Below are 21,362 nucleotides of genomic sequence, written 5' to 3'. Positions count from 1 at the left end.
CTCGGACGAATGCTTCCTCGGTGAGCTCCACGGCTCCCGATCCTTCCCAGTATTGGGGGCTCCTACCAAATTGAGGCGTCTCAACCCGAGGCTTGCTGTGAGATGGCAAGCTCGGACGGGTTGATTCCGTTGAGGTGAGGATGGTCATGGCCTGGCGTTCAGCAAGGCTCAACGCAATTCTCGGAGCAAGCCCCGAGGCAGTGACATTCGAGCAGCTGGAGGCCCTCACGAGCAATGATGCTGCCGGCGAGGCCGAGGAGCTGGACTTCAAACGGCTATACGAGCCAGGCGACAAGGGTATGGAGGACATCGCGGTGGATATCGCGACGTTCGCCAACCACCGTGGAGGAGTGATCGTCGTCGGTATGGCCGAGGCCAACGCTCGCCCGTCTGCCGTCACCGGTGTGGAGTTGACCGATGCGCTTGAGCGCCGGATCCACGAAGTGGCTGCCTCGCGAACCCACCCGCTACCCTCCTTCACCTTGCGGGCGGTCCCCCGACCCGGTTACGAAGGAAAGCTGCCATCGGGCCTGCTACTCATCACTGTGCCGCCGAGCGCCATGGCACCGCACGCGGTCTTTACTCCGTCCTCACGCCACAACTTGCGGTGGCCGCGACGGCATGGCACCGCGAAGATCTGGATGAGTGAGAGTGACCTGGCCTCCGCCTACCGACGTCGGTTCGCCGCAGCCGCCGACCAGGCTGAGCGGCTCACTCAAATCTCCGGCGAGGTCGTTGAGGGATTCCCGCTGCCCCGCCGACCTGGCACCGGGATGGCCAGCGGGCGTCTCACGATCTCGCTGGTCCCGGAGGTCCCTGGCGACCTGATCGTCGATCGGAGCAGCTTCGACCGTTTTCGCGCGGATCTGCAGCGAGAGCCGCTGCTGATCGGCTACGAACCGCCTCAGACCGGATGGCAGCCCGGGGTCGGACGTCGCCGCTTCACCGCTTCCAGCCAGGATGGCAGGATCGAGTTTCACGCTGATGGATCTGCGTCGGCGGTCATGTCTCTGTATCTGGAGGAGTTGGAGAAGACCCACGTCGCAGTGTGGGACAGCGCGATCCTCGTGTGGACCGTGTCCTTGCTTCGGTACTTGGGGCGTCATGCCCGCGACCGTGCGGGTGCCTCCGGCGTGGCCGCAGTGACCGCCACGCTCAACGGGCGGTATGGCGAAAACTCTTCCTGGTTCGAGGTTCCGGTGGCTCTACTCACCGTCAGCCACTTCGGCTCCGGTATCGACCGGCTCGGCACCGAGCAGCGAAGGGAGACCTCCGGCCGTACTGACGTGCTCTTGGACGATCTCGCCGACGGAGCTCAAGGCTTGGCCGCAGCCGTGGCAGCACTGGCCAACGACATGTTTCAGTCTGCCTGCACCAGGCCGGGGCCCGGTGCGCCTGCTCCCCTTCGGCGGCCAGGGTCTTCGGTCGGCGAAGGAACGCGGCCGCGTGCGCGGCGAACCTGTCGAGGCTGATCCCGTCGCGACGGCCGAGCGCGAGCGCGGAGCCGAGGGCGACGACCGGAACGAGCACCGCGACCAGGATCGGCGTCGGAAACACCCGCCCGGCCAGCACGTAGACCCAGGTTCCGACGAGGCCGGTCACGGCGAGGATCGCTGCCTGGCGGGCGGTGAAGCCGAACAGGACCTTGTCCGGCATCTCAACGTCGGTCGGGATGCGGGCGGTCAGCGGTTCCTTGTCTGCGCTCATCGGTTTCTCCTCGGGCGGGTGTTCGGAGCCGGTCTCCGGGCAGTCGTGCGCGGCGCGGGACGCTCTCCAGGTCGTCTGGGTGCGGGGCGGCGCGGTGCGGTCGGCGGTACTCCGGACGGCCATCTCGTCGGCTGGGGCCTGCGCGGTGCGGGCGGTCGCCGTGAATTAGCGGTCTCGGTTCGGTCGGTCCGCAGCACTCGGCCTGGCGCGGGGCTCGGAGGCGCGGCGGCAGGAGGCGGCGTCGGCCTGGGCGGTGGCGTTCCTCCAAGGGGACGCGGCTCGCCCGGCAGCGGACGCGGCCCCGGGGGCGATGCGGGAGGCGGCTTCGGGCCGCCCCTCGGTGGCGCCTTCGTTCCTGGCGAACTCGGCGGCAAGGCCGTCCGGGCGGCAGCACCGCCGCGGCCCAGGAGCTTTCCCATCCCTCGGTAGAGCACGAAGGTCTTGATCATGCTCGTGAGGAGGCGGGGCGGTTGCGCGGCCTGCCACACCGGACGCGCCACCCAGCCCGGGATGCGAACCAGGATGAACAGAAGACAGATGATCAGGAGGAGTTCGAGCAGCGCCGAGTCATCGTCGGGGAAGAGCGGCGTGTGGACGTCGTCGCCGTCCGAGCCGACCAGGACGCGGAAGGCCATCGCGAGAACGAACGCCTGGCAGACCTGCACGGCCAGGAGTCCGACGAGCGCCCTCCACCACAGACGGGCTATCCCGCTCGTCATGGGCAGCGCGTGGAACATCAGCGCGACGGGCGCGATGGCGATCACGCACATGGTCAGGGCCAGACGCATCACGTAGCTGAACCCGACGCAGACCGCCAGCACGACCGCGACCAGCGCGACGAGGGCGATGAACACGCCCTGGGAAGCGACGGAACTCAAGATCCCGTCCACGACCGTCCTCGCCACGCGCGGCGGGTCGATGTCCTCGCGCGCTCCGCTCAGGAACGCCTGGCTCAGGCCATTGGCGAAGGTGACGAGGTAGCCGATCAGGGCGAGGCTGGTGTTCGCGCTGATGAACGCCCACACGACGCCGGTGGCCAGCTCGCGCGGCGAGACGCCGCCGGGCATGGTCTGACCCGTCATCAGGGTCACGCCCGCGAGGGTGACCAGCAGAACGAACCAGGTGGCCGCGATCGCCTGCGAGGTCGACCACAGCTCCCGGACCGTCGCCATCTGGCTGGACTCGATCTCGGGCGTGGCGAACAGCGTCGACCCCAGCACCTCGACCACCGGTTCAGACGCCGACTCGATGAGGTCGGTGAACCAGCCGTTGATCGCGTTCGCGGCGTGGCAGTCGAACTCGGTGAACCCGCAGTCCTCCTGCTCCGGTTCCTCTCCTCCACCCTCGGGTGGCGTCACCGCGGGTGCCGGCGAGGCCGGTGCCTCCGTCGGGACCGACGGCGTCGGGGTGGGAGCAGGTGAGGCGGGCAGAGCTCCCACCGCGGATACCGGACGGCTCCGGCCCAGCCTCCTCACCCATGGCCCCGGCGAAGGCTCCAGCGAGCAGCGCCGCGGCCAGCAAACCCCACAGCGTCAGGCGCGCCCGTTTGGCCGCCCTCACTTCAGGAACCCACGATCTTCTGGAGGAGCGTCACGAACAGTGGGGCGAGAACCGCGACGCCGTAGCCCAGCGCCGCGTACCGCAAGGCGCGCTTCGCCGACTCGACCTCGCCGGCATCCCCGCCCGCGATCAGAAGACGGAACCCGCCGATCGTGAGGAACAAGGTCGCCAGCCCCACCAGGAGACCGACGATCACGTTCCTCATGTTCGTGATGACCTGGTCCAGCGAGGCCGACGCAGCCAGGGCGGGCACCTCCCCCGCGATCACCGGAACGGTCAGCGCGGCGCCGAGGCAACCGACCGTCCACCAGGCGGAGGCCGCGACCCGCCGCCCACGCGGAACCGGCGACGGCCCGCCCTCGCGCTGTTCATTGCGTGCGAAAGACATCTGTCGATCCCTGGTCTCCTCGTCGGGAACCTCACGGACCGAGCACGACCACGACCCGATGCGGGCCGGAAAGGGTGTCCTCCTTCGGAACCCTCGAAGTGACGATCGGGTGCAACGGGAACGGGTGACCGCCCCGGCACCGCATCAAGCCGTGATCGTGCTCGTCATAGGTAAAGCACCCGACTCACGACCCCGAATCGGAAAGCAGCCCGACCTTGCTGACCAGGACTTGACCTTCCTCGATCGCCCGAGCCAGCCGCGCCTCCGCCGTCTTCCGCTGCTTGTACAGCCGATCCGCAGGAACGCCCGCCGACTTCGCGAAGTCCTGAAGTGACTGCCGCTCCAGCCGCGTCGCATTGATCAGCTCCGCCGCCCGAGCCGAGATCACCCCGACCCGAACCGCCTCGACGAGCACCCGCACCGGCTCCTGACCGATCGCCCCTTCACCGTTCGCGGCGACCTCGTCCAGGACTTCGAGCCCCTCACGCCGCATCACGTGCCGCGTCTCCCGCCCCCGCGCCCGCAGCGCGCCCTTCCGCACCCACAGCAGCAGCCGCGCCACCACGTGCGGACGCCCGAGATCGATCCGCTGAAGCTGCGCCCGAACTCCGCGACCGCCTCAGACACGATGTCCTCCGCCAGCCCCGGCGCACACTTGTGCGCCGCCCTGGCCACAACGTTCTTCAGCCCCGGCATCGCCAGCCCCACACACCCGATCACCCACTCCGGCCGCCCCGTCCTGGCACGAGAGACCATTTCGCGCCACACCGCGTCCTTCACCTCATCCGGGCACCCGCCCTTGAGGAGTAGAACGCTCAGCTCGGCGAGATCCACCTTTCGGGCCGGGAGCCACCCCCCGCCGATCTCCCCGCAGTGCAGGCTGAGCGGTTCCGGCCCCGTCACCAGGACATGAAAGACCTTCTCCGCGCAGTCGAGAGCGTTGTCCACCGCACCCTGACCACCAGACATCGCGACCCCTTCCGAAGAGTTGAGGCCGCTAGATCTCCACCACCATCCAGTGCCTTCCCAGGGGCGTTCACGTGGTCGGTCCTTCTACTGCCCTCCGCTTTGAGGCGCGAGGGGAGCTATCTCGACGTACGTCCTCGAGTTCGAGGGGCAGCTACTCAAAGTCCCTACCAAGTCCCTGAACGGGCGCTGAGCTGCAACGATCCTTCATCGACAAGTCCGTAGTCAGCTTTCGGCAAAGTGGCCAAACGTGGAGCAATACTCAAGACCTGGTGCTGCCGCTGCTTACCTGCACGGACTGTCCTTCGACTTCGCGCCCGCGCTGGAGCAGTTCTTGGCTCGGCAGCGGGCCTGTCGCTGGCGACCGTGACCCGGCTGACGAAGCAGTGGAACGCGACTCGTCTACGTGCGGGCCGAAGGTGTGGGCCCCAAGATCCGGCTAGTGCAGGACCACTCCTGTGTGCTGGTCCTTGGGGGTGCGCCCGAACGGCACGAAGGAGCTGATCACGCTCGCGAAGGGCTGCGCGAGTGCACCGGGTCATGGGCCGACCTGCTGCGCGACTGCCGCCGAGCGCGGTCTGCGGGAATGTCGAAGGTCTCAACCACAGCTACCGGTGCACGCTGCTCGGAGAACACAGTCTCGAAGGCACAGAAGCGCCTAATCACAGCCTGAAAACGCCCGCCTAGTCGTCGTTCGGCAGGTACCACCCGTGCTCGCGATGCCTGGGCCCGGGTGGGTTTGGGTTCTCACGGGCATAGGACTCGTTTGAACGGCGTATCATCTCTGCGTCGTAGCGATGTAGCTCGTCGTAGAGCCTTGACGACTCGTTGTCATCCCCGGTGGATACGTAACGCTGTCGCAGCGCCTCGCGCTCTTCTTCGAGTTCCGCGTCGGACAGCGGGCGGAGGCTACCGAGGCCACGCATGATGGAGTCGAAGATGCCCATGCACTGATGTTGCCACACCGGAGGCTACAGCCGCGCCGCCATCCGCCAATACTGCCTCGAAGGTGCGCGAAAAGGCCCGGATCGCGGCCAGCCGCCGGGGTCACCGCGCCAGAAGGCTAAGTCCACGACTCTTGACAATTACTCCCGAACACGTGGTGGATCTCACCTAATAGATACTGAGGTGCCCCGCTACGTGATCTGCGGCAGACTCTCTGCATGGTCGAGATGAGCCCTGGGCAGGCACGCGATTACTGGAAAGCCTTGATGGACAATGCCACCTCTCTGATCAAGGACTCCTACCTTCTGCTGTCCGCCGAATCCTTTGGGAGGGCTCGGTCTCTCATGGTCCTGGCGCAGGAGGAACTAGGCAAAGCTCTGTGGATCTACAACGCCTTGAGGACGCTTGGAGCGAGGGAAACGAGAACCCCCGGACTGTAGGCAAGCTGTCCCAGCATGGGCGAAGCCATAGGGAAAAATACTTCGAAGCTGCGGTCTATGGCACCGAGCTCGACAGCTTCTGGGGAGATCACAGTAGTGCCGCTGGTCCTGGCCCTGATCCCGAGTCATGGGACGAGTACTTCGCCCAGCAGCGGGCCCAAGCTGAGGCAGCCGCGAGGGCGGCCAATGCCGCCAAGCAGCAAGGCTTCTACGTTGATCGCGACAACGACGGGGTTCTCTCATCTCCTTCGACAATCGCCGCTGGGACGACAGCGGAGGACCTGAGAGTCGCCGCCCAGGTGATCGAAATGATGCTCATCAAGGACCACATCCGAATGAAGCACAGCGCCATCACGCCCTACGACAGCACCCATGATCAACAGTTCCGGTTGCTGCCCATCTCGCACCCTGAGGACTGGCAAGCCTTCGTTCGTTCACGTGATGAGGGTTCAAACAACGAGGAAGCCCAGAAAATCGCTGCAGGTGGCTGATGACAGCCCTGAAGTACCCGCGCCTCTCCAATCTGCCGTAGTCCGGTGGTGTTTCAGGAATGCGGGGGAACGGGTGAGCCGCTGTCGGGTCACTTGCGCATGGGAGACGAGAAGACGGGGCAGGAGTTGCTGCCCCTCACGGTTTGGTTGTGCCCGGACAGGCCGGAGGAGGAGACGGCCGGGGGCACGTCGTGTGTGCGTCATCGGGGGACGGTCGGGGTCGAGCTGGCTCGCCATCTCCTGAACGTATGCACCGGTACGGGCGGGGTGGTCGTCGACGCGTTCGCCGGGGGCGAGGCGGTGACGGCGGCCTCGGTCCGCGCCGGGCGACGTGCGGTCGCGTGCGTGCCGCACTTTCCGCTCGCGCAGCGAATTCAGGAGAGGCTCGCCCGGACGCTCACCGACGAGGAGCGGGACCGGGTTCTGCTGCGGCCGTGCCTGCCTGATCACCTTCATCAGGGGCTCGCGGATCTGGCCGGCGAGGTCGATCTCGTGATCGGGGCTCCGCCCGTCGTCGGGCTCGGTGGCGGCCCTTCGGGTGGGCGGCGTGATCCCGGATGTGCGGCGTGCCGGTGGGACGTGCGGACGCTGGACACCGCGCGGCTGCACGGGTTCCTCGACTCGGCGGCCCGGGTGCTGAAGCCCGGCGGGCATGTCGCGGTCGTCACCACGGCCCGCTACGCGCAAGGCAGACTGTTCGACCCCGCGCCGCGCATCGTCCGCAACGCGCGTCGGGCCGGGCTGCGGTATGTGCAGCACGCCATCGCGATCCGAGTACCGGTCGACGGCGATGTCCTCGTCGTGCAGGCCGGGCCCGACGACCTCGCGCAACTCCGCGATCCGCGGGAGACGGTGCTGCCGCCCGTGGTGTCGCTTCACGCCGACGTGTGCCTGTTCACCAAGCCGCGCGGGGGTGTCGATGAGTGAGTTCGTGCCCTCGGTCCTGGCTACCGGGCAGGTGGTCTCGCGGGTGCAGCACAGGGGCCGGTATCTGCCGGAGTCGATGCGGCATCCCGGCAAGATGCTGCCCTCGATCGCCAGAGCCGTCATCGGCGCCTACACCGAGCCGGGCGGGCTGGTGGTCGATCCGATGTGCGGGATCGGCACGACGCTCGTGGAAGCCGTCCACCTCGGCCGCGATGCGGTCGGGATGGAGTACGAGGCCGACTTCGCGAACCTGAGCGTCCGCAACCTCCTGCACGCCGCCGCCCAGGGAGCCTCTGGGAAGCCGAGGGTCGTGTGCGGGGATGCGCGGAACATCGCCGCCGTGTGCTCGGACCTGCACGGCAAGGCCGCTCTCGTGCTCACTTCGCCGCCGTACGGGGCAAGCACGCACGGGCAGGTCCGTTCGGAGATCCGGGATGGTGACGGCGGTCCGGTGAGCAAGTGGGACCACCGCTACTCCGAGGACCGCTCCAACCTCGCTTACCGGCAGTTCCCCGCGTTGATCGAGGGGTTCGGGCAGATCCTCGCCGGGTCGTCCCTGCTGCTTCGGCCCGGTGGTGTCCTGGCGGTGACGACGCGTCCGTTCCGGGTGAAGGGCGAGCTGGTCGACCTGCCCGGAGAGGTCATCACCGCGGCCGAGAGGGCCGGCCTCGTCCTGCAAGCGCGGCTGGCCGCGCTGCTGTGCGGGATCAAGGACGGGCAGCTGGTCACGCGGGCGAGCTTCTTCCAGATCCTCGAAACCCGACGCAACCGCGCCGCCGGACGGCCCGTGTGCGCGAGCGCCCACGAAGACCTCCTGGTCTTCCAGCGGGCCGACTCGATGCGAGGAGGCGACGACTTGACATGCGGAAACGAGGTCGGCGTCGATACCCGTCCCGGCCGCACGGCGGCCACCGGCAGGGCGGAGGACAGGCCGTGATGCGCATCGCCTTCTACGGGCGCACCGATACCTGGCATGGCGCAGAGGACCGGGTCATGAAGCAGCGCGAGCTGTGCCAGCGGGTCCTCAACCCTGGTGAGCAGATCACCACGGTTTTCTTCGACGTCGGGGAATCGGATCTTCTGCCCGAAGGGTTCGGCCTGGAGCGCGACGGCTCCATGACCGACCTGCTGCGCGAGGCCCGCGACCCTTTCAGGCGCTTCGACCTCGTCATCGCCCGCTCCAGCGACCGCCTGGAACATCGCGGCGTCCACTACAACACGGTCCTGCTCCGGCTCACGGCCGCAGGCGTCCCCGTCCGGGTCGCCCGGCGGCTCTCCTTTGCCTGAATCCGCGAGGACGGGCACACCTTCGGGTGTGCCCGTCCTGTCCTTCCGCTTCCACATCGCCGCACCCCACCTGGCCGAAGCAGTGAAGAACGGCCAGGTCCGGGCCATCACGAAGGTTCTCGAATGTCTCTCTACTCAGGACAGCAGCACTCACCGATCCCACTCGATGCCATCAGCGCCGGGACGGGAGGCCGACGCGCCCAGCTGATCGGCTACGACGCGTTCGCCGACGACCGGCTGCTGCGGGTCGCGTTCGCCGGGCGGACCTCGACCGACGACCTGCAAGACCCGGTGACGTCGTTGCTCCGGCAGCTCAGCAACTCCCAAGCCGCGCTGCCTCCCGGTGGGGCGATGGTCGCCTACTTCTACGACGTCGAATCCGGACGCAAAGCACTCGACGCCCGCGGCCACGGTCGAGGACACGAGCGCTTCAACATCCCGATCCCGCGCGACGGAGGCATCCAGGACCTCCTGGCCGAAGCCCGCCAGCCCGACCGGCGGTTCGACGCCGTCATCTGCGAGGACATCGCCCGCATCGGACGCCGCAGCTACGTCTCCCAGGAGATCGAAACCCTCCTGGAACGCGCCGGAGTCCTGCTCATCGCCGCCGATGAGCCGCTCATCACCAGTGGGAAGCGCGCGACCCAGACCCTCACCCGCCGCGTCAAGCAAGGCGTCTCCGAGTGGTACGTCCTGGAGTTGCTGGAGAAGTCCTGGGACGGGCTCAGCACCCACTCCCACCTGGGCTACAACATCGGCAAGCCTCCCTACGGGTACGTCAAGCACGACGTCCCGCACCCCATCGCCGCACGCCGCGAGCAAGGAGCCACCAAGCACACCCTCAAGACCGACCCGCTGAAAGCGCCCGTCGTCGCCCGGATCTTCAACCTGCGGGTGGCCGAGAAGCTCGGCTATAAGGCCATCGCCGCCGAACTGAACCGAGACCTCGTCCTCAACCCTCCACCCGCACCCGTCGACCCCTCCCGCGCGGTCGGCCAATGGACCGAGTCCTCGGTGCGCGAGGTCATCATCAACCCGAAGTACACCGGCTACATGGTCTTCAACCGCAAGGCCACCAAGACCGACAGCGGCAAGCTCAACCCGCCGGAGAAATGGGTGTGGTCGGCCGAGCCCTCGCACGAGGCGATCGTCTCGCTGGACATCTGGACGTCCGCTCAGAGCGTCAACAAGAACCGGCAGCGGTCCCGCATCGAAGACGGGAACTCCCACCCCGACACCCAGCGCACCTACCTGCTGCGCTCCTACATCCGCTGCCAGCTCTGCGGGCGGCTGATGGGTGGAAAGGACTCGCGCGGCAACACCTACTACGTCTGCCGACCCGGCCGCGGCCACGTCCCCGAGGGGCACCCGAAAAGCATCTGGGTCCGCGAGGAACCCTTCGTCCAGGGCATCAGCGACTTCTTCGCCGCGCACATCTTCGGACCGAACCGAGCACTCCTGCTCAAGGACGTCCTCGACCAAGCCGCAGTCGCCGCCGCCCGAGAACACGCCGAACAGCTCGCCCGGCTCCAAGCCCACATCGACGACCTCGACGCACGCCGCGCCCGCCTCATGCGCCGCCTCGAAGACCCCGACTGCTCCGACGAGTTCGCCCGCGAAATCGACGCCCGCACCACCCAGCTCGCCCAAGACCGACGGGCCAAAGCCGCCGAACTCCGAGACCTCCACAACCAGCAACCGCCCACCCAGAACCCCGAACTCCTCGACCTCGTCCCACAAGCCCGAGTCGACCTGACCGCGTTGCCCGAGGCTGTCCTACGCCAGCTCTACGACGCCTTCAATCTGGAGATCATTTACGATCACACCACCGACCGGGCCGAGATCACCCTCACCATGACCGCCGAAACCGCGCCCACCATCCAGCGCGCCGCCCACACCGCGACCCGAACGGCGGAAAGCGGCCTAAACGCCGAAAACCCGGACGAATGTCCGGGTTTGCAGCCATCTGGCTGGTACCCCCAACGGGATTCGAACCCGTGCTACCGCCTTGAAAGGGCGGCGTCCTAGGCCACTAGACGATGAGGGCTGGTCTGGGGTCAGTGTACGGGACGGGGGGTGGATCGGTGTAATCGGATTAGCGGCTGGGGGTTGTGGTGGGGGTGGGGGGCTGGGGTGGGGTGGCCAGGTGGCGTTCGACCTGGACGGACTGTTCGCCCAGGCCGCCCAGGGTGAAGTCGTCCCATGCCTGGAGGGTTTGGGTGGTGCGGTTGAGGTAGAGGATACTGAGGTTGATCTTGGTGGGGGATTCGTGTTCGAGGCCGCGGAGGCCGGCGCCGCCTGTGCTGCCCTGGATGAAGAGGCGGGTGCCGTTAGGGAGGAGTTCGGTTTTGCGTTGGTGGGTGTGGCCTGCCAGGACGAGGGGGGTGAGGCCGTCGAGGGGGCGGGCCTGGGTGGGGTCGTGGACGACCGAGATGGCGGGCGGGTTGGGGAGGGCGCGGAGGGTTTCTGCGTTGAGGACGCCCTGGGCCTCGAGGGCGGTGGCGGGGAAGGCGTCGTGGTCGTTGGTCTTGTCGGGGGTGAAGCGTGGGTCGCCCGCGCCGTAGATCAGGATGCCGGCGACCTCCTGGGCGCGGTCGTCGAGCACCACCGCGTTCTTGATCTTGGAGACGGCGGTCTCGGTGCCCTTGGAGTCGTGATTGCCCCGGACAAAGACATACGGGACCTTCAGGGTGTTGATGTTGGCGACGAAGCGGTCCTCGGGGCGTGAGCCGTGGTCGGTGAGGTCGCCCGAGTCGATGATCACGTCGACCTTGAACTGCTCGCTGATGTTGCGGATGACGTCCCAGGCGAGCGGGTTGAGGTGGATGTCCGAGACGTGCAGGACCCGGACGGTGTCGGGGTCGGGCGTGTAGACGGGCAGCGTGCTCGTCGTCGCGTACAGCTCCGAGACGTTTCCGACGAGTTTGGCCAGCATGCCCCGGTATTCGTCGAACCTGTCGATGACGGCCTGCGCGTCACCGACGAGTTGGGGCGCGTTCGCCAGAAGGCCGGTGTACCGGGGTTCGGCGACGGACGACGGACGGAAGGTGCCCCACGCGACGCCGGACATGGCGGCCATCAGTAGGACCGACCCCAAAGTCGCCGCAAGGGCGCGTCGCCAACTCCGGTACAAGGCAAGTGCCAGAAGGGCCGTGACGACGAGGGAGGCTACGACGGCCCGTACGGCCATCCAGATAACGCCGCGTTGGATCTCGTCCGTGACGGTCTTCTCAAGGGCGTTGATCCCGGCGGGGTCGTTGATGAACGCCTGGGTGGCGGCGGGCCTCAACCGGGTTATCTGCGCCTTCAGAAGGAGCGGTCCCGCATGCGAGTCGAGGCGGAGCGCGCCGAGCGGCGGCACCTCCACCTCGGTGCCCCCCTCGGCGGAGAACGCAAGGCTGAGGGAGGCGTCAGCGGGCCCGACGGGGGTTTCGACGCGGCCGCCGACGAGCAGGCCGATGACGGTGCCCGCGACGGCCACGGCCACGAGGGAACTCCAGCGTGCGGTGCGGCGGTTGAAGACGCTGGAGACGACCGCGGAAAGGAGCCGGCGGATGGTCGAGGCGACGGAGGCGGAGTTCGAGGAGTTGGTGTCGGAGGCTTTGGACACGATTCCTCCGGGTTTGACGTCGATGATGAAGAACGTGGTCGTGGTGGTGGTCGACGAGCCGCCGGAGCCGGGCATTCTCGGCCTGTACACCGGCGTCCCGCTGACCGAACGGGGCGATTGGTACGCAGGAGTCCTGCCCGACCGGATCGAGATCTACCGTCAGGAGCACCTCGCGATCTGTGACGATCACGACCAACTCCGCGAGGAGATAGCCGTCACAGTCGTACACGAGATCGCGCACCACTTCGGCATCGACGACGAGCGGTTGCACGCGCTCGGCTGGTAGCCCGCGAAAGCCCTGGGAATTTCAGCACATTCGGTCACATGACGACGACGCTACGTGATTTGATGTCGGGAAATCGACACGTGGCGGGCAGAGCATGGGCAGGCACAGACGGCCACCGGAGCGGCGGATCACCTACCGCGAGGTGTTCTCCGAACGGGAGTTCCGTCGCCTCTGGGCGGCGCAGACACTCAGTTCGTTGGGCGACCAGTTGGCTCAGGTGGCGTTGGCGGTACTCGTCTACGACCGCACGCAGAGCCCTCTGCTTACGGCCCTCACCTACGCGCTGACGTACCTGCCGCCGATCATGGGCGGCCCCGTGCTGTCGGGCCTTGCCGACCACTTCCCCCGGCGCAGGGTGATGGTCGTCAGCGACCTCGTCCGTATGGCGCTCATGGGGTTGATGGCCGTCGACGGGATGCCTTTCGCGGGGCTGTGCGCGCTCGTCTTCCTGACCATCCTTATGGCCTCGCCCTTCTCCGCCGCCCGCGCGGCCCTGCTACCGGACATCCTGGAGGGCGACAGGTACGTCCTGGGGGCGGCGATCACCAACATCACCCATCAGGCGTGCCAGATGATCGGGTTCATAGCGGGCGGCGCGCTCGTCGCGTTCGTGGGGACGCGTGAGGCGCTGGTCGTGAACGCGTTGACGTTCCTTGTGTCGGCGGCGGTGCTGATCGGGCTGCGGCACCGTCCCGCGCCCGCGCGCACACGCAAGGACCTGAAGCTGTGGGGCGGTACCCGCGAGGGCGCTCGGATGGTCTTCGGCGACCGCACCCTGCGCAGCCTCGTCAGCTTCGCCTGGTTGTGCTCGTTCTACACGGTCCCCGAGGGGTTGGCCGCGCCTTACGGGGCGACGTTCGGGGACGACCCCATCTACGTGGGGGTGCTGATGGCGGCGATGCCCACGGGGATGGTCGCGGGCGCGTTCTTCTTCTCGCGGTTCGTGCGGCCTACGGGGCGCATCAAGGCGATGGGGTGGATGTCGATACTCGCCTGCGCCCCGCTCGTCGTGTGCGCGCTTGATCCGAGCTTCCCCGTGACTGTCCTGCTGTGGTCCCTGTCGGGGGTCGGCAGCGCCTACCAGGTGGCGGCGAACGCCGCGTTCGTCTCGGCGGTGCCCCCGGAGGGCCGGGGGCGGGCGTTCGGGCTCGCCCAGTCGGGGATCCTTGCCGGGCAGGGGCTCGGCATCCTCGTCGGCGGGGCGCTGGCGCAGGTGGTCGGGCCGCAGACCGTGGTCGCGCTCGCCGGTATGGCGGGATTGTCCACGGCCGCGATCCTGTCCCTCGTGTGGACGAGGGTGCGCGGGGACGTCATCGGCGCGGTTGCGCGCCCTTCGGTCCCCGCGGCGAAGGTCACTGCTCCTTCTTGTTGAGCGGCTTCTTCAGCGCCTCGGCGGTCGCGTTCATCGCGTCCTGCACCTGCGGCTTGTCGAACCACCGCTGGGCGATGGAGGCGTCCTGGTCCTGCGCCGGGATGAGGATCCAGCCGAGGACGTACAGGACGGGGATGGCGAAACCGATGCCGACGGTCGCGCCGACGACGGAGACGCCGGCGACGGCCAGGCGGGTGACGTTCAGGTCTAGGTTGGTCCGCTCGGCGATCGTGGCGCAGATCCCGGCGAGCATCTTGTTGTCGGTCTTGCGGTGCAGCGTCGTGTTCATGTCTTAAGAATGCCCTTCGTCCGACCCCTGCCACATCGGGGACGGTCCCTGGGCGAACCCTGAGACGACCCCCTGAGTAAGCTCGCGAACGCCACACTCCGGGAGGAAGCGCCATGGACGTACTGCGGATCGACGACCAGCTCAGCCAGGACGAACGCCTCGTACGCGACACGGTCCGCGCCTTCCGGAACGAGTCGATCGACCCCCACATCGCCGAGTGGTTCGAGACCGGGACGCTGCCCGTACGCGACCTGGCCAGGGCGATGGGCGGCCTCGGCCTCTTCGGAATGCACCTTCAGGGTTACGGCTGCGCGGGCTCCAACGCCGTCTCGTACGGGATCGCGTGCAGGGAGCTTGAGGCGGCCGACAGTGGGCTGCGCTCGTTCGTCTCGGTGCAGGGTTCCCTGGCGATGGCGGCCATCCACAAGTACGGCTCGGAGGAGCAGAAGCAAAGGTGGCTGCCCGGTATGGCCGCCGGAGAGCTCATCGGATGCTTCGGCCTCACCGAGCCCGACCACGGCTCCGACCCCGGGTCGATGCGCACCCACGCCCGACGCGACGGCTCCGACTGGATCCTGAACGGCGCGAAGATGTGGATCACCAACGGGTCGGTCGCGGACGTCGCCGTCGTCTGGGCGCGCACCGAGCAGGGCGTCAACGGGTTCCTCGTCCCGGCGGGCACGCCCGGGTTCACCCGGTCGGACATCAAGCGGAAGCTGTCGCTGCGCGCGTCGGTCACCTCCGAGCTGGCGTTCGACGACGTGCGGCTGCCCGCCGACGCGCTGCTCCCGGAGGCCAAGGGGCTGAAGGCCCCGCTCGGCTGCCTGTCCGAGGCGCGGTTCGGGATCGTGTTCGGCGCGGTCGGCGCGGGACGGGCCTGCTACGAGTCCGCGGTCGCCTACGCCAAGTCGCGCGAGCAGTTCGGCAGGCCCATCGCGGGCTTCCAGCTGACCCAGGAGAAGCTCGCGTGGATGGAGGTGGCCCTGGGGCAGGCCGGGCTCACCGCGCTCCACATCGGCCGTCTGAAGGACGCAGGGACCGTCACGTCGCAGCAGATCTCGTTCGGCAAGCTCGCGAACGTCCGCGCCGCGCTCGACGTCGCCCGGCAGGCGCGGACGATCCTCGGCGCGAACGGCGTCACGCTGGAGTACCCCGTCATCCGGCACGCCAACAACCTCGAGTCCGTGCTGACGTACGAGGGCACGCAGGAGATCCACACCCTTGTGCTCGGCGAGGCCATCACAGGCATCCCCGCGTACCGGGGCTGAGCCTTACCGGTTGGCCGCGCACCGGCTCCTTGCGCGTCGCCGGAGTTCACTACCCTGTGGCCGTGAGCTCTGTAACTTCCTCCGGCGCCGAAGCCGTCGGTCTTGCCACCATCGCCGATGACGGAACCGTGCTCGACACCTGGTTCCCCGCCCCCGCTCTCGCCGAGCTGCCCTCGGGGCCGGCCGGGACCGTCGTCCTTGAGGGCGCGGAGGCGGGCGACCTCGCCGCCGCCGTCCGGGCCGACGTACGGCGCGGCGTCAAGGTCGTCGCGGTGCGGACCGTCATCGCCTCGCTGGCCGACGCGCCCCTCGACGCCCATGACGTCTACCTGCGCCTGCACCTGCTGAGCGCCCGTCTCGTCCGCCCGCACGGCCTCAACCTCGACGGGGTCTTCGGGCTGCTGGCGAACGTCGCGTGGACGTCGGCGGGACCCGTCCTGCCGGAGAAGGTCGAGGCGGCCCGCGTAGGGGTGCGCGCCGAGGGCGGCCACCTGTCGGTCTACGGGATCGACAAGTTCCCCCGCATGACGGACTACGTGGCCCCGTCCGGCGTCCGGATCGCCGACGCCGACCGGGTGCGCCTGGGCGCGCACCTCGCCGCCGGCACGACGGTGATGCACGAGGGCTTCGTCAACTTCAACGCCGGGACGCTCGGCGCGTCGATGGTCGAGGGCCGGATCAGCGCCGGTGTCGTCGTCGGCGACGGCAGCGACGTCGGCGGCGGGGCGTCGATCATGGGCACCCTGTCGGGCGGCGGCAAGCAGGTCATCTCCCTCGGGGAGCGCTGCCTGCTCGGCGCGAACTCCGGCATCGGGATCTCGCTCGGCGACGACTCCGTCGTGGAGGCCGGCCTGTACGTCACGGCCGGTACGCGGGTGACGCTTCCGGACGGCAAGGTCGTCAAGGCCCTTGAGCTGTCCGGGGCGAGCGGCCTTCTGTTCCGCCGCAACTCGCAGTCCGGAGCCGTCGAGGTGGTGTCGCGCAAGGGGACGTGGGGCGGCCTCAACGAGGCCCTGCACGCCAACTGAGGCGTAAGGCCGTCCGCCGGGGCGCTCTTCAGGAGTAGCCGCGTAGGAAGAGCGCTTCGGCGACGGCGAGATTCTCGATCTCCGACGGGTCCACGCTCTCGTCGGGGGCGTGGATGCGGGCCGCGGGCTCCGCGACGCCTATCAGCATGATCTCTGCCTTCGGGAACGCCTTGTGCAAGGCGGGACACAGAGGGATCGAGGCTCCGTCGCCCATCGTGGACACCTTCTTGCCATACGCCTCGCACAGCGCCGCCGTCATCGTCGTGTAAGCGCGGCCGCCGGTACGGGCGAGGAAAGGGCTGCCGACGCCTTCGAGTTCGATCTCGACCCGCGCGTGCCAGGGCGCGGCGGCGTGCAGGTGCGCGACGAGCGCGTCACAGGCGGAGCCCGGGTCGATACCGGGCGGCACCCGCAGGTTGAGCCTTGCCCGCGCGCTCGCCTGCACCGACGCGGTGGACCCCACGACGGGCGGGCAGTCGATCCCGAGCACCGTCAGCGCGGGTCGCGCCCACAGCATGTCCGAGACGGTCCCGGTGCCCGCGACGCCCACGCCGTCGAGGATCCCGGCGTCCTTGCGGAACCTCTCCAACGGGTACGGCGCGCCCTGCCAGCGCTGGTCGGACTTCAGGCCGCGGATCGTGGTGTTGCCCGCGCCGTCGCGCAGCGTCCCCAGCATGTGGATGAGCGCGGCGAGTGCGTCGGGCGCGGCCCCGCCGACGGTGCCCGAGTGCAGCGGGCTGTCCATCGTCGTCACCGTGACGACCAGGCCCGCACGGCCCCGCAGGCTCGTCGTGAAGGTGGGGATTCCTACCGCGGCGTTGCCTGTGTCGGCGATGACGATGGCGTCCGCCTCGAACAGCTCGGGGTCGTAAGCCAACAGCCGTTCCAGGCCGCCCGTACCCTGCTCCTCGCTGCCCTCGATAACAACCTTGACCCCTACGGCGGGTTCTACGGCGCGCAAGGCCGTCAGGTGCATGACGAGGTTGCCCTTGCAGTCGGCCGCGCCCCGGCCGTACCAGCGTCCCTCGCGCTCGGTGAGCCGCCACGGATCCGACGTCCACCCTTCGCCGGGCGGCTGGACGTCGTAGTGCGCGTACAGAAGCACAGTCGGAGCCCCCTCCGGCCCCGGACGGTGCCCTACGACGGCGTGGCTACCGTCGGGTGTCTCACGGAGCTTGCACGGCACCCCGGCTTCGGTGAACGCGTCGGCGGTCCACCTGGCCGCCTCCAGGCACTCCTCCTCGGGGAACTGCCGGGCGTCGGCCACGGACCGGAACGCGACCAACTCCTCCAGATCGCGTCTGGCCCTGCCCATAAGCTCCGCGACCCGTGCTCGGACCATTGCCGTACTCCCCCCGCGAGTCCGTCAGTCCGGCCCTACCCCAGGCATCTCCGGCGCAATCCCCCCATGATCACCCCCACACCCACCCCTGACACTCCCCATACACGCGCCTGCGTCAGCGACTCAGGGGGATCTGGATGTTCCAGGTGCCGGCGACGGAGTGGTCGAGGTCCGCTCGGTAGTCGAAGTCGGCCAGCACAGCGTCTCGATCGACGGGATCTTCACCGTCGCCGATGCCCTCGGCTTCCCCGGGCCCACCTGTTCATCGAAGACCCGGTCGACCTCGGCACGAAGCAGCGTCACGGGCGAAGATCTCTCCGTGGAACACGTCATCGACCTCGACCGGGCCGCCGCTGAGATCACTTCACGGCTCCCTGTCTGGGCTGCGTCCGGGCTCGACCCCGGACCGATCACCTGGCGGGACGCGGCTGCGACCTGGCCTCAGCCGCTGGAGACCGACCGGGCTCTCGTCACCGACCCGGACTCGGTCGGCGTACGCGTCGTGGGGTCCGATGAATGGACCGAAGTGCAGATTGTCTTGTATCGCGGCGGCTGGGCAGACCTCGATGCGCTAACCGACGACGAGGTCACCACCGAATGCCCACAGGTCCCCACCCCAAAGAAGTTCGGCGTCAACCTTGGGTTGACGGAATGGGGTCGTCAACCTATGGTTGACGTATGAGTGAACACGAGAAGGTGCAGATCGACTATCCCGTCCGGCTTGATGAGCTGATCTCCGCGATCAAGAAGGTTGACGAGAACGCGCTCGAGCAGCTCAGGAGCGCCGTCATCGCGGGCGAGCACCTGGGCGAGGTCGCCGACCACCTCATCGGCCACTTCGTCGACCAGGCGCGCCGCTCCGGCGCGTCGTGGACCGAGATCGGGCGGAGCATGGGCGTCAGCAAGCAGGCGGCGCAGAAGCGGTTCGTCACGCGGCCCGACGACGAGCCCCTCGACCTCAGCCAGGGCTTCGAGCGGTTCACCCCGCGCGCGAAGAACTCCCTCATGGCCGCCATGAACGAGGCGCACAAGGCGGGCAACGCCGAGATGATCCCGGCGCACCTCGCCCTCGGCCTCCTGGCGCAGCCCGAAGCGCTCGCCGCCAAGGCGATCGGCGAGCAGGGCGTGACGGCCGAGGCCCTGCGCGACGTCCTGACCGCGGCCCTTCCCCCGGCCGTCACGGACGTGCCCGAGCTCATCCCCTACGACGCCCTGTCCAAGAAGGTCCTTGAACTCACCTTCCGCGAGGCGCTACGGCTCGGGCACAACTACATCGGCACCGAACACATCCTCCTCGCGCTCCTCGAGGTCGAGGACGGCGCCGGCCCCCTGACCTCGGCGGGCGTCACCAAGGACGCCACCGAAAGCCACGTCGTCGCCTTCATCGACGCGCTCAAAGCCTGACCCCCCACCGGCGCGGTGCGGCCCGCCACACCGCCGCACCGCCCCACGGGCATATTCGGCTGCCAACGACCGAGGCGAGATCGGTATGATGCTCGACGGGTCGTTAGCTCAATGGCAGAGCTCCGGACTTTTAATCCGTAGGTTGTGGGTTCGAGTCCCACACGACCCACTATCAGGTGGCTCGCTGAGCTGCGCGGGGGTGCCCGAGGGGAGCCCGCGTACTCGGGAGTCGCTGTTCGGGGCAGGGTTGTTGGGCGTCGTAGTGCGGGTGGAACTTTGGCGGGGGAAGTTGTCCACAGGGTGGTCGGCGGGGTTTTTGTGGGGCGGGTAGCGTTCCGGGCATGAGCGCGACGATCGTGGTGAAGGGGTTGGCGGCCGGGCATGGGGACCGGGCGCTGTTCTCTGGGCTTGACCTTGTGGTGGCTCCGGGCGAGGTGGTCGGGCTCGTCGGCGTCAACGGGGCGGGCAAGAGCACGCTGCTGCGCACCCTCGCGGGCGAACTGCCGGCCGAGGAGGGGTCGGTGCGGGTCAACCCGGCGCATGCCACGGTCGGGTATCTGCCGCAGGAGCCGGAGCGCAGGCCGGGCGAGAGCGTCCGGGGGTTCCTGGCACGGCGCACCGGGGTCGCCGAGGCGCAGGCCGCGTTCGACGCCGCCACCGAGCGGTTCGGCGCGGGTGCGCCGGGAGCCGACGAGGAGTACGCGCAGGCCCTGGAACGCTGGCTCGCGCTCGGCGGCGCCGACCTTGACGAGCGCGCCGAGGAGGTCGCCGCCGACCTCGGCCTGTCGGTCGGGCTCGACCAGGAGATGACGTCGCTGTCGGGCGGGCAGGCCGCGCGCGCGGGCCTGGCGAGCCTGCTGCTCAGCCGCTACGACGTCTTCCTGCTCGACGAGCCCACCAACGACCTCGACCTCGAGGGCCTGGAACGGCTCGAGAAGTTCGTCACCGGGCTGCGCGCGGCGACCGTGCTGGTCAGCCACGACCGCGAGTTCCTGGCCAGGACCGTCGACCGCGTTGTGGAACTCGACCTGCACCAGCAGCAGATCAACGTGTACGGCGGCGGGTACGAGGCGTATCTCGCCGAGCGGGAGATCGCGCGGCGGCACGCCCGGGCCGAGTACGAGGAGTACGCCGACAAGCTCGGCTCGCTCAAGGAACGCGCGCAGCAGCAGCGCAACTGGATGGACAAGGGCGTGCGCAACGCCCGGCGCAAGGCCCCCGACAACGACAAGATCGGCAAGCGGCACCGCGCGGAGACCAGCGAGAAGCAGGCCGCCAAGGCACGGCAGACCGAGCGCGCGATGGAACGGCTTGAGGAGGTCGCCGAGCCGCGCAAGGAGTGGGAGCTGCGCATGGAGATCGCGGCCGCGCCGCGCTCGGGCGCGGTCACCGCGACCGCGCGCGAGGTCGTCGTGCGGCGCGGCGGCTTCACGCTCGGGCCGATCAGTGTGGAGATCGGCTGGGCCGAGCGGGTGGCGATCACCGGTCCGAACGGCGCGGGCAAGTCGACGCTCCTCGCCGTTCTGCTCGGCCGTCTTACGCCCGACGAGGGCTCGGCGTCACTCGGCCCTGGCGTCGTCGTCGGCGAGGTGGACCAGGCCCGCCGCCTGTTCGAGAGCGGCGTCCCCCTCCTCGACGCCTTCCGCGTCCACGCCCCCGACCTGTCCCCCGCCGACGCCCGCACCCTCCTGGCGAAGTTCGCCTTGAAGGCCGACCACGTCACCCGCCCCTCCTCGACCCTGTCCCCCGGCGAACGCACCCGCGCCGCCCTTGCCCTCCTCCAGGCCCGCGGCGTCAACCTCCTGGTCCTCGACGAACCCACCAACCACCTCGACCTCGCCGCGATCGAACAACTCGAAGCCGCCCTCGCCACCTACCCCGGCACCCTCCTCCTCGTCACCCACGACCGCCGCATGCTCACCGCGGTCCAAACCACCCGAACCCTCCACCTCACCCAAGGCCGCCTCGCCCCTCCTTGACGCCTTGACGCCTTGACGCCCTGACGCCCTGACGCCCTGACGCCCTGACGCCCTGACGCCCTGACGCCCTGAC

At 68.6% G+C, this 21,362-nt stretch carries 20 protein-coding genes, 2 tRNA genes and 3 pseudogenes; 16 read left to right on the top strand and 9 right to left on the bottom strand.

Going from position 1 to position 21,362, the window contains the following annotated elements; genetic code table 11:
* The first annotated feature begins 146 nt into the window (after positions 1-146).
* Positions 147-1,472, top strand: a complete 1,326-nt coding sequence (locus tag R9X44_RS00110; protein ID WP_319811837.1) for an ATP-binding protein — start codon at positions 147-149, stop codon at positions 1,470-1,472.
* 1 nt (position 1,473) lies between these two features.
* Here R9X44_RS00110 and R9X44_RS35625 read toward each other — a convergent pair.
* The 4 genes and pseudogenes from R9X44_RS35625 to R9X44_RS00095 form a co-directional block, all read right to left on the bottom strand.
* Positions 1,474-1,656: pseudogene (locus tag R9X44_RS35625) on the bottom strand (PrgI family mobile element protein); the annotation flags it as partial.
* Between the two features lie 47 nt (positions 1,657-1,703).
* Positions 1,704-3,065, bottom strand: coding sequence for a conjugal transfer protein TrbL family protein (locus tag R9X44_RS00105; RefSeq protein ID WP_319811836.1), 1,362 nt, complete (start codon positions 3,063-3,065; stop codon positions 1,704-1,706).
* 203 nt (positions 3,066-3,268) lie between these two features.
* Positions 3,269-3,655: a pilin gene (locus R9X44_RS00100; RefSeq protein WP_319811835.1), complete on the bottom strand. Its 387-nt coding sequence runs from the start codon at positions 3,653-3,655 to the stop codon at positions 3,269-3,271.
* A 184-nt stretch (positions 3,656-3,839) separates the two neighbouring features.
* Positions 3,840-4,220, bottom strand: a complete 381-nt coding sequence (locus tag R9X44_RS00095; protein ID WP_319811834.1) for a hypothetical protein — start codon at positions 4,218-4,220, stop codon at positions 3,840-3,842.
* Between the two features lie 687 nt (positions 4,221-4,907).
* Between R9X44_RS00095 and R9X44_RS35620 the strand changes: the two are divergent.
* Positions 4,908-5,192, top strand: a pseudogene (locus R9X44_RS35620) (IS256 family transposase); the annotation flags it as partial.
* Positions 5,193-5,304: 112 nt separating this feature from the next.
* Here R9X44_RS35620 and R9X44_RS00090 read toward each other — a convergent pair.
* Positions 5,305-5,568 carry a hypothetical protein gene (locus R9X44_RS00090; RefSeq protein ID WP_319811833.1) on the bottom strand — a complete coding sequence of 88 codons (264 nt, stop codon included), beginning with the start codon at positions 5,566-5,568 and terminating at the stop codon, positions 5,305-5,307.
* A 216-nt stretch (positions 5,569-5,784) separates the two neighbouring features.
* Here R9X44_RS00090 and R9X44_RS35615 point away from each other — a divergent pair, with 216 nt between their 5' ends.
* The 6 genes and pseudogenes from R9X44_RS35615 to R9X44_RS35610 all read left to right on the top strand — a co-directional run.
* On the top strand, positions 5,785-6,006 hold the full coding sequence (locus R9X44_RS35615) for an AbiV family abortive infection protein (RefSeq protein WP_413774887.1): 222 nt from the start codon (positions 5,785-5,787) through the stop codon (positions 6,004-6,006).
* Positions 5,946-6,497: an AbiV family abortive infection protein gene (locus tag R9X44_RS00085; RefSeq protein ID WP_319811832.1), complete on the top strand. Its 552-nt coding sequence runs from the start codon at positions 5,946-5,948 to the stop codon at positions 6,495-6,497. Before R9X44_RS35615 ends, R9X44_RS00085 begins: the two co-directional genes overlap by 61 nt.
* A 99-nt stretch (positions 6,498-6,596) precedes the next feature.
* The gene (locus R9X44_RS00080) at positions 6,597-7,424 is read left to right on the top strand and encodes a hypothetical protein (protein ID WP_319811831.1); all 828 of its coding nucleotides are present in this window, start codon (positions 6,597-6,599) and stop codon (positions 7,422-7,424) included.
* The gene (locus tag R9X44_RS00075; RefSeq protein WP_319811830.1) at positions 7,417-8,361 is read left to right on the top strand and encodes a TRM11 family SAM-dependent methyltransferase; all 945 of its coding nucleotides are present in this window, start codon (positions 7,417-7,419) and stop codon (positions 8,359-8,361) included. Before R9X44_RS00080 ends, R9X44_RS00075 begins: the two co-directional genes overlap by 8 nt.
* On the top strand, positions 8,358-8,711 hold the full coding sequence (locus R9X44_RS00070) for a hypothetical protein (RefSeq protein ID WP_319811829.1): 354 nt from the start codon (positions 8,358-8,360) through the stop codon (positions 8,709-8,711). The genes R9X44_RS00075 and R9X44_RS00070 overlap by 4 nt, the downstream gene beginning before the upstream one ends.
* A gap of 123 nt (positions 8,712-8,834) precedes the next feature.
* Positions 8,835-9,845, top strand: a pseudogene (locus tag R9X44_RS35610) (recombinase family protein); the annotation flags it as partial.
* 837 nt (positions 9,846-10,682) lie between these two features.
* Here the strand turns inward: R9X44_RS35610 and R9X44_RS00060 are convergent.
* Together R9X44_RS00060 and R9X44_RS00055 are read right to left on the bottom strand one after the other, a co-directional pair.
* Positions 10,683-10,758: transfer RNA gene (locus R9X44_RS00060), tRNA-Glu, on the bottom strand.
* A 48-nt stretch (positions 10,759-10,806) separates the two neighbouring features.
* Positions 10,807-12,321 (bottom strand): metallophosphoesterase, encoded by a 1,515-nt coding sequence (locus tag R9X44_RS00055; protein WP_319811827.1) that lies wholly within the window; start codon positions 12,319-12,321, stop codon positions 10,807-10,809.
* Here R9X44_RS00055 and R9X44_RS00050 point away from each other — a divergent pair.
* Together R9X44_RS00050 and R9X44_RS00045 are read left to right on the top strand one after the other, a co-directional pair.
* A complete protein-coding gene (locus R9X44_RS00050; protein WP_319811826.1) occupies positions 12,266-12,607 on the top strand; it encodes a metallopeptidase family protein in 342 nt (113 codons plus the stop codon). The two genes, R9X44_RS00055 and R9X44_RS00050, sit on opposite strands and share 56 nt — an antisense overlap.
* A gap of 94 nt (positions 12,608-12,701) precedes the next feature.
* The gene (locus R9X44_RS00045; protein ID WP_319811825.1) at positions 12,702-13,979 is read left to right on the top strand and encodes an MFS transporter; all 1,278 of its coding nucleotides are present in this window, start codon (positions 12,702-12,704) and stop codon (positions 13,977-13,979) included.
* Here the strand turns inward: R9X44_RS00045 and R9X44_RS00040 are convergent.
* The gene (locus R9X44_RS00040) at positions 13,960-14,268 is read right to left on the bottom strand and encodes a PspC domain-containing protein (RefSeq protein WP_319811824.1); all 309 of its coding nucleotides are present in this window, start codon (positions 14,266-14,268) and stop codon (positions 13,960-13,962) included. The two genes, R9X44_RS00045 and R9X44_RS00040, sit on opposite strands and share 20 nt — an antisense overlap.
* Before the next feature lie 113 nt (positions 14,269-14,381).
* On the opposite strand from R9X44_RS00040, the gene R9X44_RS00035 reads away from it, so the two are divergent.
* Together R9X44_RS00035 and dapD are read left to right on the top strand one after the other, a co-directional pair.
* Positions 14,382-15,536 carry an acyl-CoA dehydrogenase family protein gene (locus tag R9X44_RS00035; RefSeq protein ID WP_319811823.1) on the top strand — a complete coding sequence of 385 codons (1,155 nt, stop codon included), beginning with the start codon at positions 14,382-14,384 and terminating at the stop codon, positions 15,534-15,536.
* A gap of 62 nt (positions 15,537-15,598) precedes the next feature.
* Positions 15,599-16,564 carry a 2,3,4,5-tetrahydropyridine-2,6-dicarboxylate N-succinyltransferase gene (dapD, locus tag R9X44_RS00030; protein WP_319811822.1) on the top strand — a complete coding sequence of 322 codons (966 nt, stop codon included), beginning with the start codon at positions 15,599-15,601 and terminating at the stop codon, positions 16,562-16,564.
* Positions 16,565-16,592: 28 nt separating this feature from the next.
* Here the strand turns inward: dapD and R9X44_RS00025 are convergent, their stop codons facing one another.
* Entirely contained in the window at positions 16,593-17,906 is a 1,314-nt protein-coding gene (locus R9X44_RS00025) for a dipeptidase (protein WP_319811821.1), read from the bottom strand.
* 160 nt (positions 17,907-18,066) lie between these two features.
* Here R9X44_RS00025 and R9X44_RS00020 point away from each other — a divergent pair, with 160 nt between their 5' ends.
* From R9X44_RS00020 to abc-f, 4 genes are all read left to right on the top strand, one after another.
* Complete coding sequence (locus tag R9X44_RS00020) at positions 18,067-18,588, top strand: hypothetical protein (RefSeq protein ID WP_319811820.1); 522 nt, start codon at positions 18,067-18,069, stop codon at positions 18,586-18,588.
* Positions 18,585-19,310 (top strand): Clp protease N-terminal domain-containing protein, encoded by a 726-nt coding sequence (locus R9X44_RS00015; protein WP_319811819.1) that lies wholly within the window; start codon positions 18,585-18,587, stop codon positions 19,308-19,310. The genes R9X44_RS00020 and R9X44_RS00015 overlap by 4 nt, the downstream gene beginning before the upstream one ends.
* A gap of 97 nt (positions 19,311-19,407) precedes the next feature.
* Positions 19,408-19,479: transfer RNA gene (locus R9X44_RS00010), tRNA-Lys, on the top strand.
* 172 nt (positions 19,480-19,651) lie between these two features.
* Positions 19,652-21,289, top strand: coding sequence for a ribosomal protection-like ABC-F family protein (gene abc-f, locus R9X44_RS00005; RefSeq protein ID WP_319811818.1), 1,638 nt, complete (start codon positions 19,652-19,654; stop codon positions 21,287-21,289).
* Positions 21,290-21,362: the final 73 nt, after the last annotated feature.

Origin of the sequence: Actinocorallia sp. A-T 12471 (genome assembly GCF_033875155.1) — a bacterium.
Lineage (GTDB): Bacteria > Actinomycetota > Actinomycetes > Streptosporangiales > Streptosporangiaceae > Actinocorallia.
Note: the sequence above shows the minus strand (reverse complement) of the source record. Positions and strands in the feature narration are given on the sequence as shown.

Coding starts and splice junctions, on each gene's coding strand:
- R9X44_RS00110 (WP_319811837.1), top strand. CDS start 147: ATGGCCTGGCGTTCAGCAAGGCTCAACGCAATTCTCGGAGCAAGCCCC.
- R9X44_RS00025 (WP_319811821.1), bottom strand. CDS start 17,906: ATGGTCCGAGCACGGGTCGCGGAGCTTATGGGCAGGGCCAGACGCGAT.
- R9X44_RS00045 (WP_319811825.1), top strand. CDS start 12,702: ATGGGCAGGCACAGACGGCCACCGGAGCGGCGGATCACCTACCGCGAG.
- R9X44_RS00075 (WP_319811830.1), top strand. CDS start 7,417: ATGAGTGAGTTCGTGCCCTCGGTCCTGGCTACCGGGCAGGTGGTCTCG.
- R9X44_RS35615 (WP_413774887.1), top strand. CDS start 5,785: ATGGTCGAGATGAGCCCTGGGCAGGCACGCGATTACTGGAAAGCCTTG.
- R9X44_RS00100 (WP_319811835.1), bottom strand. CDS start 3,655: ATGTCTTTCGCACGCAATGAACAGCGCGAGGGCGGGCCGTCGCCGGTT.
- R9X44_RS00080 (WP_319811831.1), top strand. CDS start 6,597: ATGGGAGACGAGAAGACGGGGCAGGAGTTGCTGCCCCTCACGGTTTGG.
- R9X44_RS00050 (WP_319811826.1), top strand. CDS start 12,266: ATGGTCGAGGCGACGGAGGCGGAGTTCGAGGAGTTGGTGTCGGAGGCT.
- R9X44_RS00040 (WP_319811824.1), bottom strand. CDS start 14,268: ATGAACACGACGCTGCACCGCAAGACCGACAACAAGATGCTCGCCGGG.
- R9X44_RS00090 (WP_319811833.1), bottom strand. CDS start 5,568: ATGGGCATCTTCGACTCCATCATGCGTGGCCTCGGTAGCCTCCGCCCG.
- abc-f (WP_319811818.1), top strand. CDS start 19,652: ATGAGCGCGACGATCGTGGTGAAGGGGTTGGCGGCCGGGCATGGGGAC.
- R9X44_RS00015 (WP_319811819.1), top strand. CDS start 18,585: ATGAGTGAACACGAGAAGGTGCAGATCGACTATCCCGTCCGGCTTGAT.
- R9X44_RS00035 (WP_319811823.1), top strand. CDS start 14,382: ATGGACGTACTGCGGATCGACGACCAGCTCAGCCAGGACGAACGCCTC.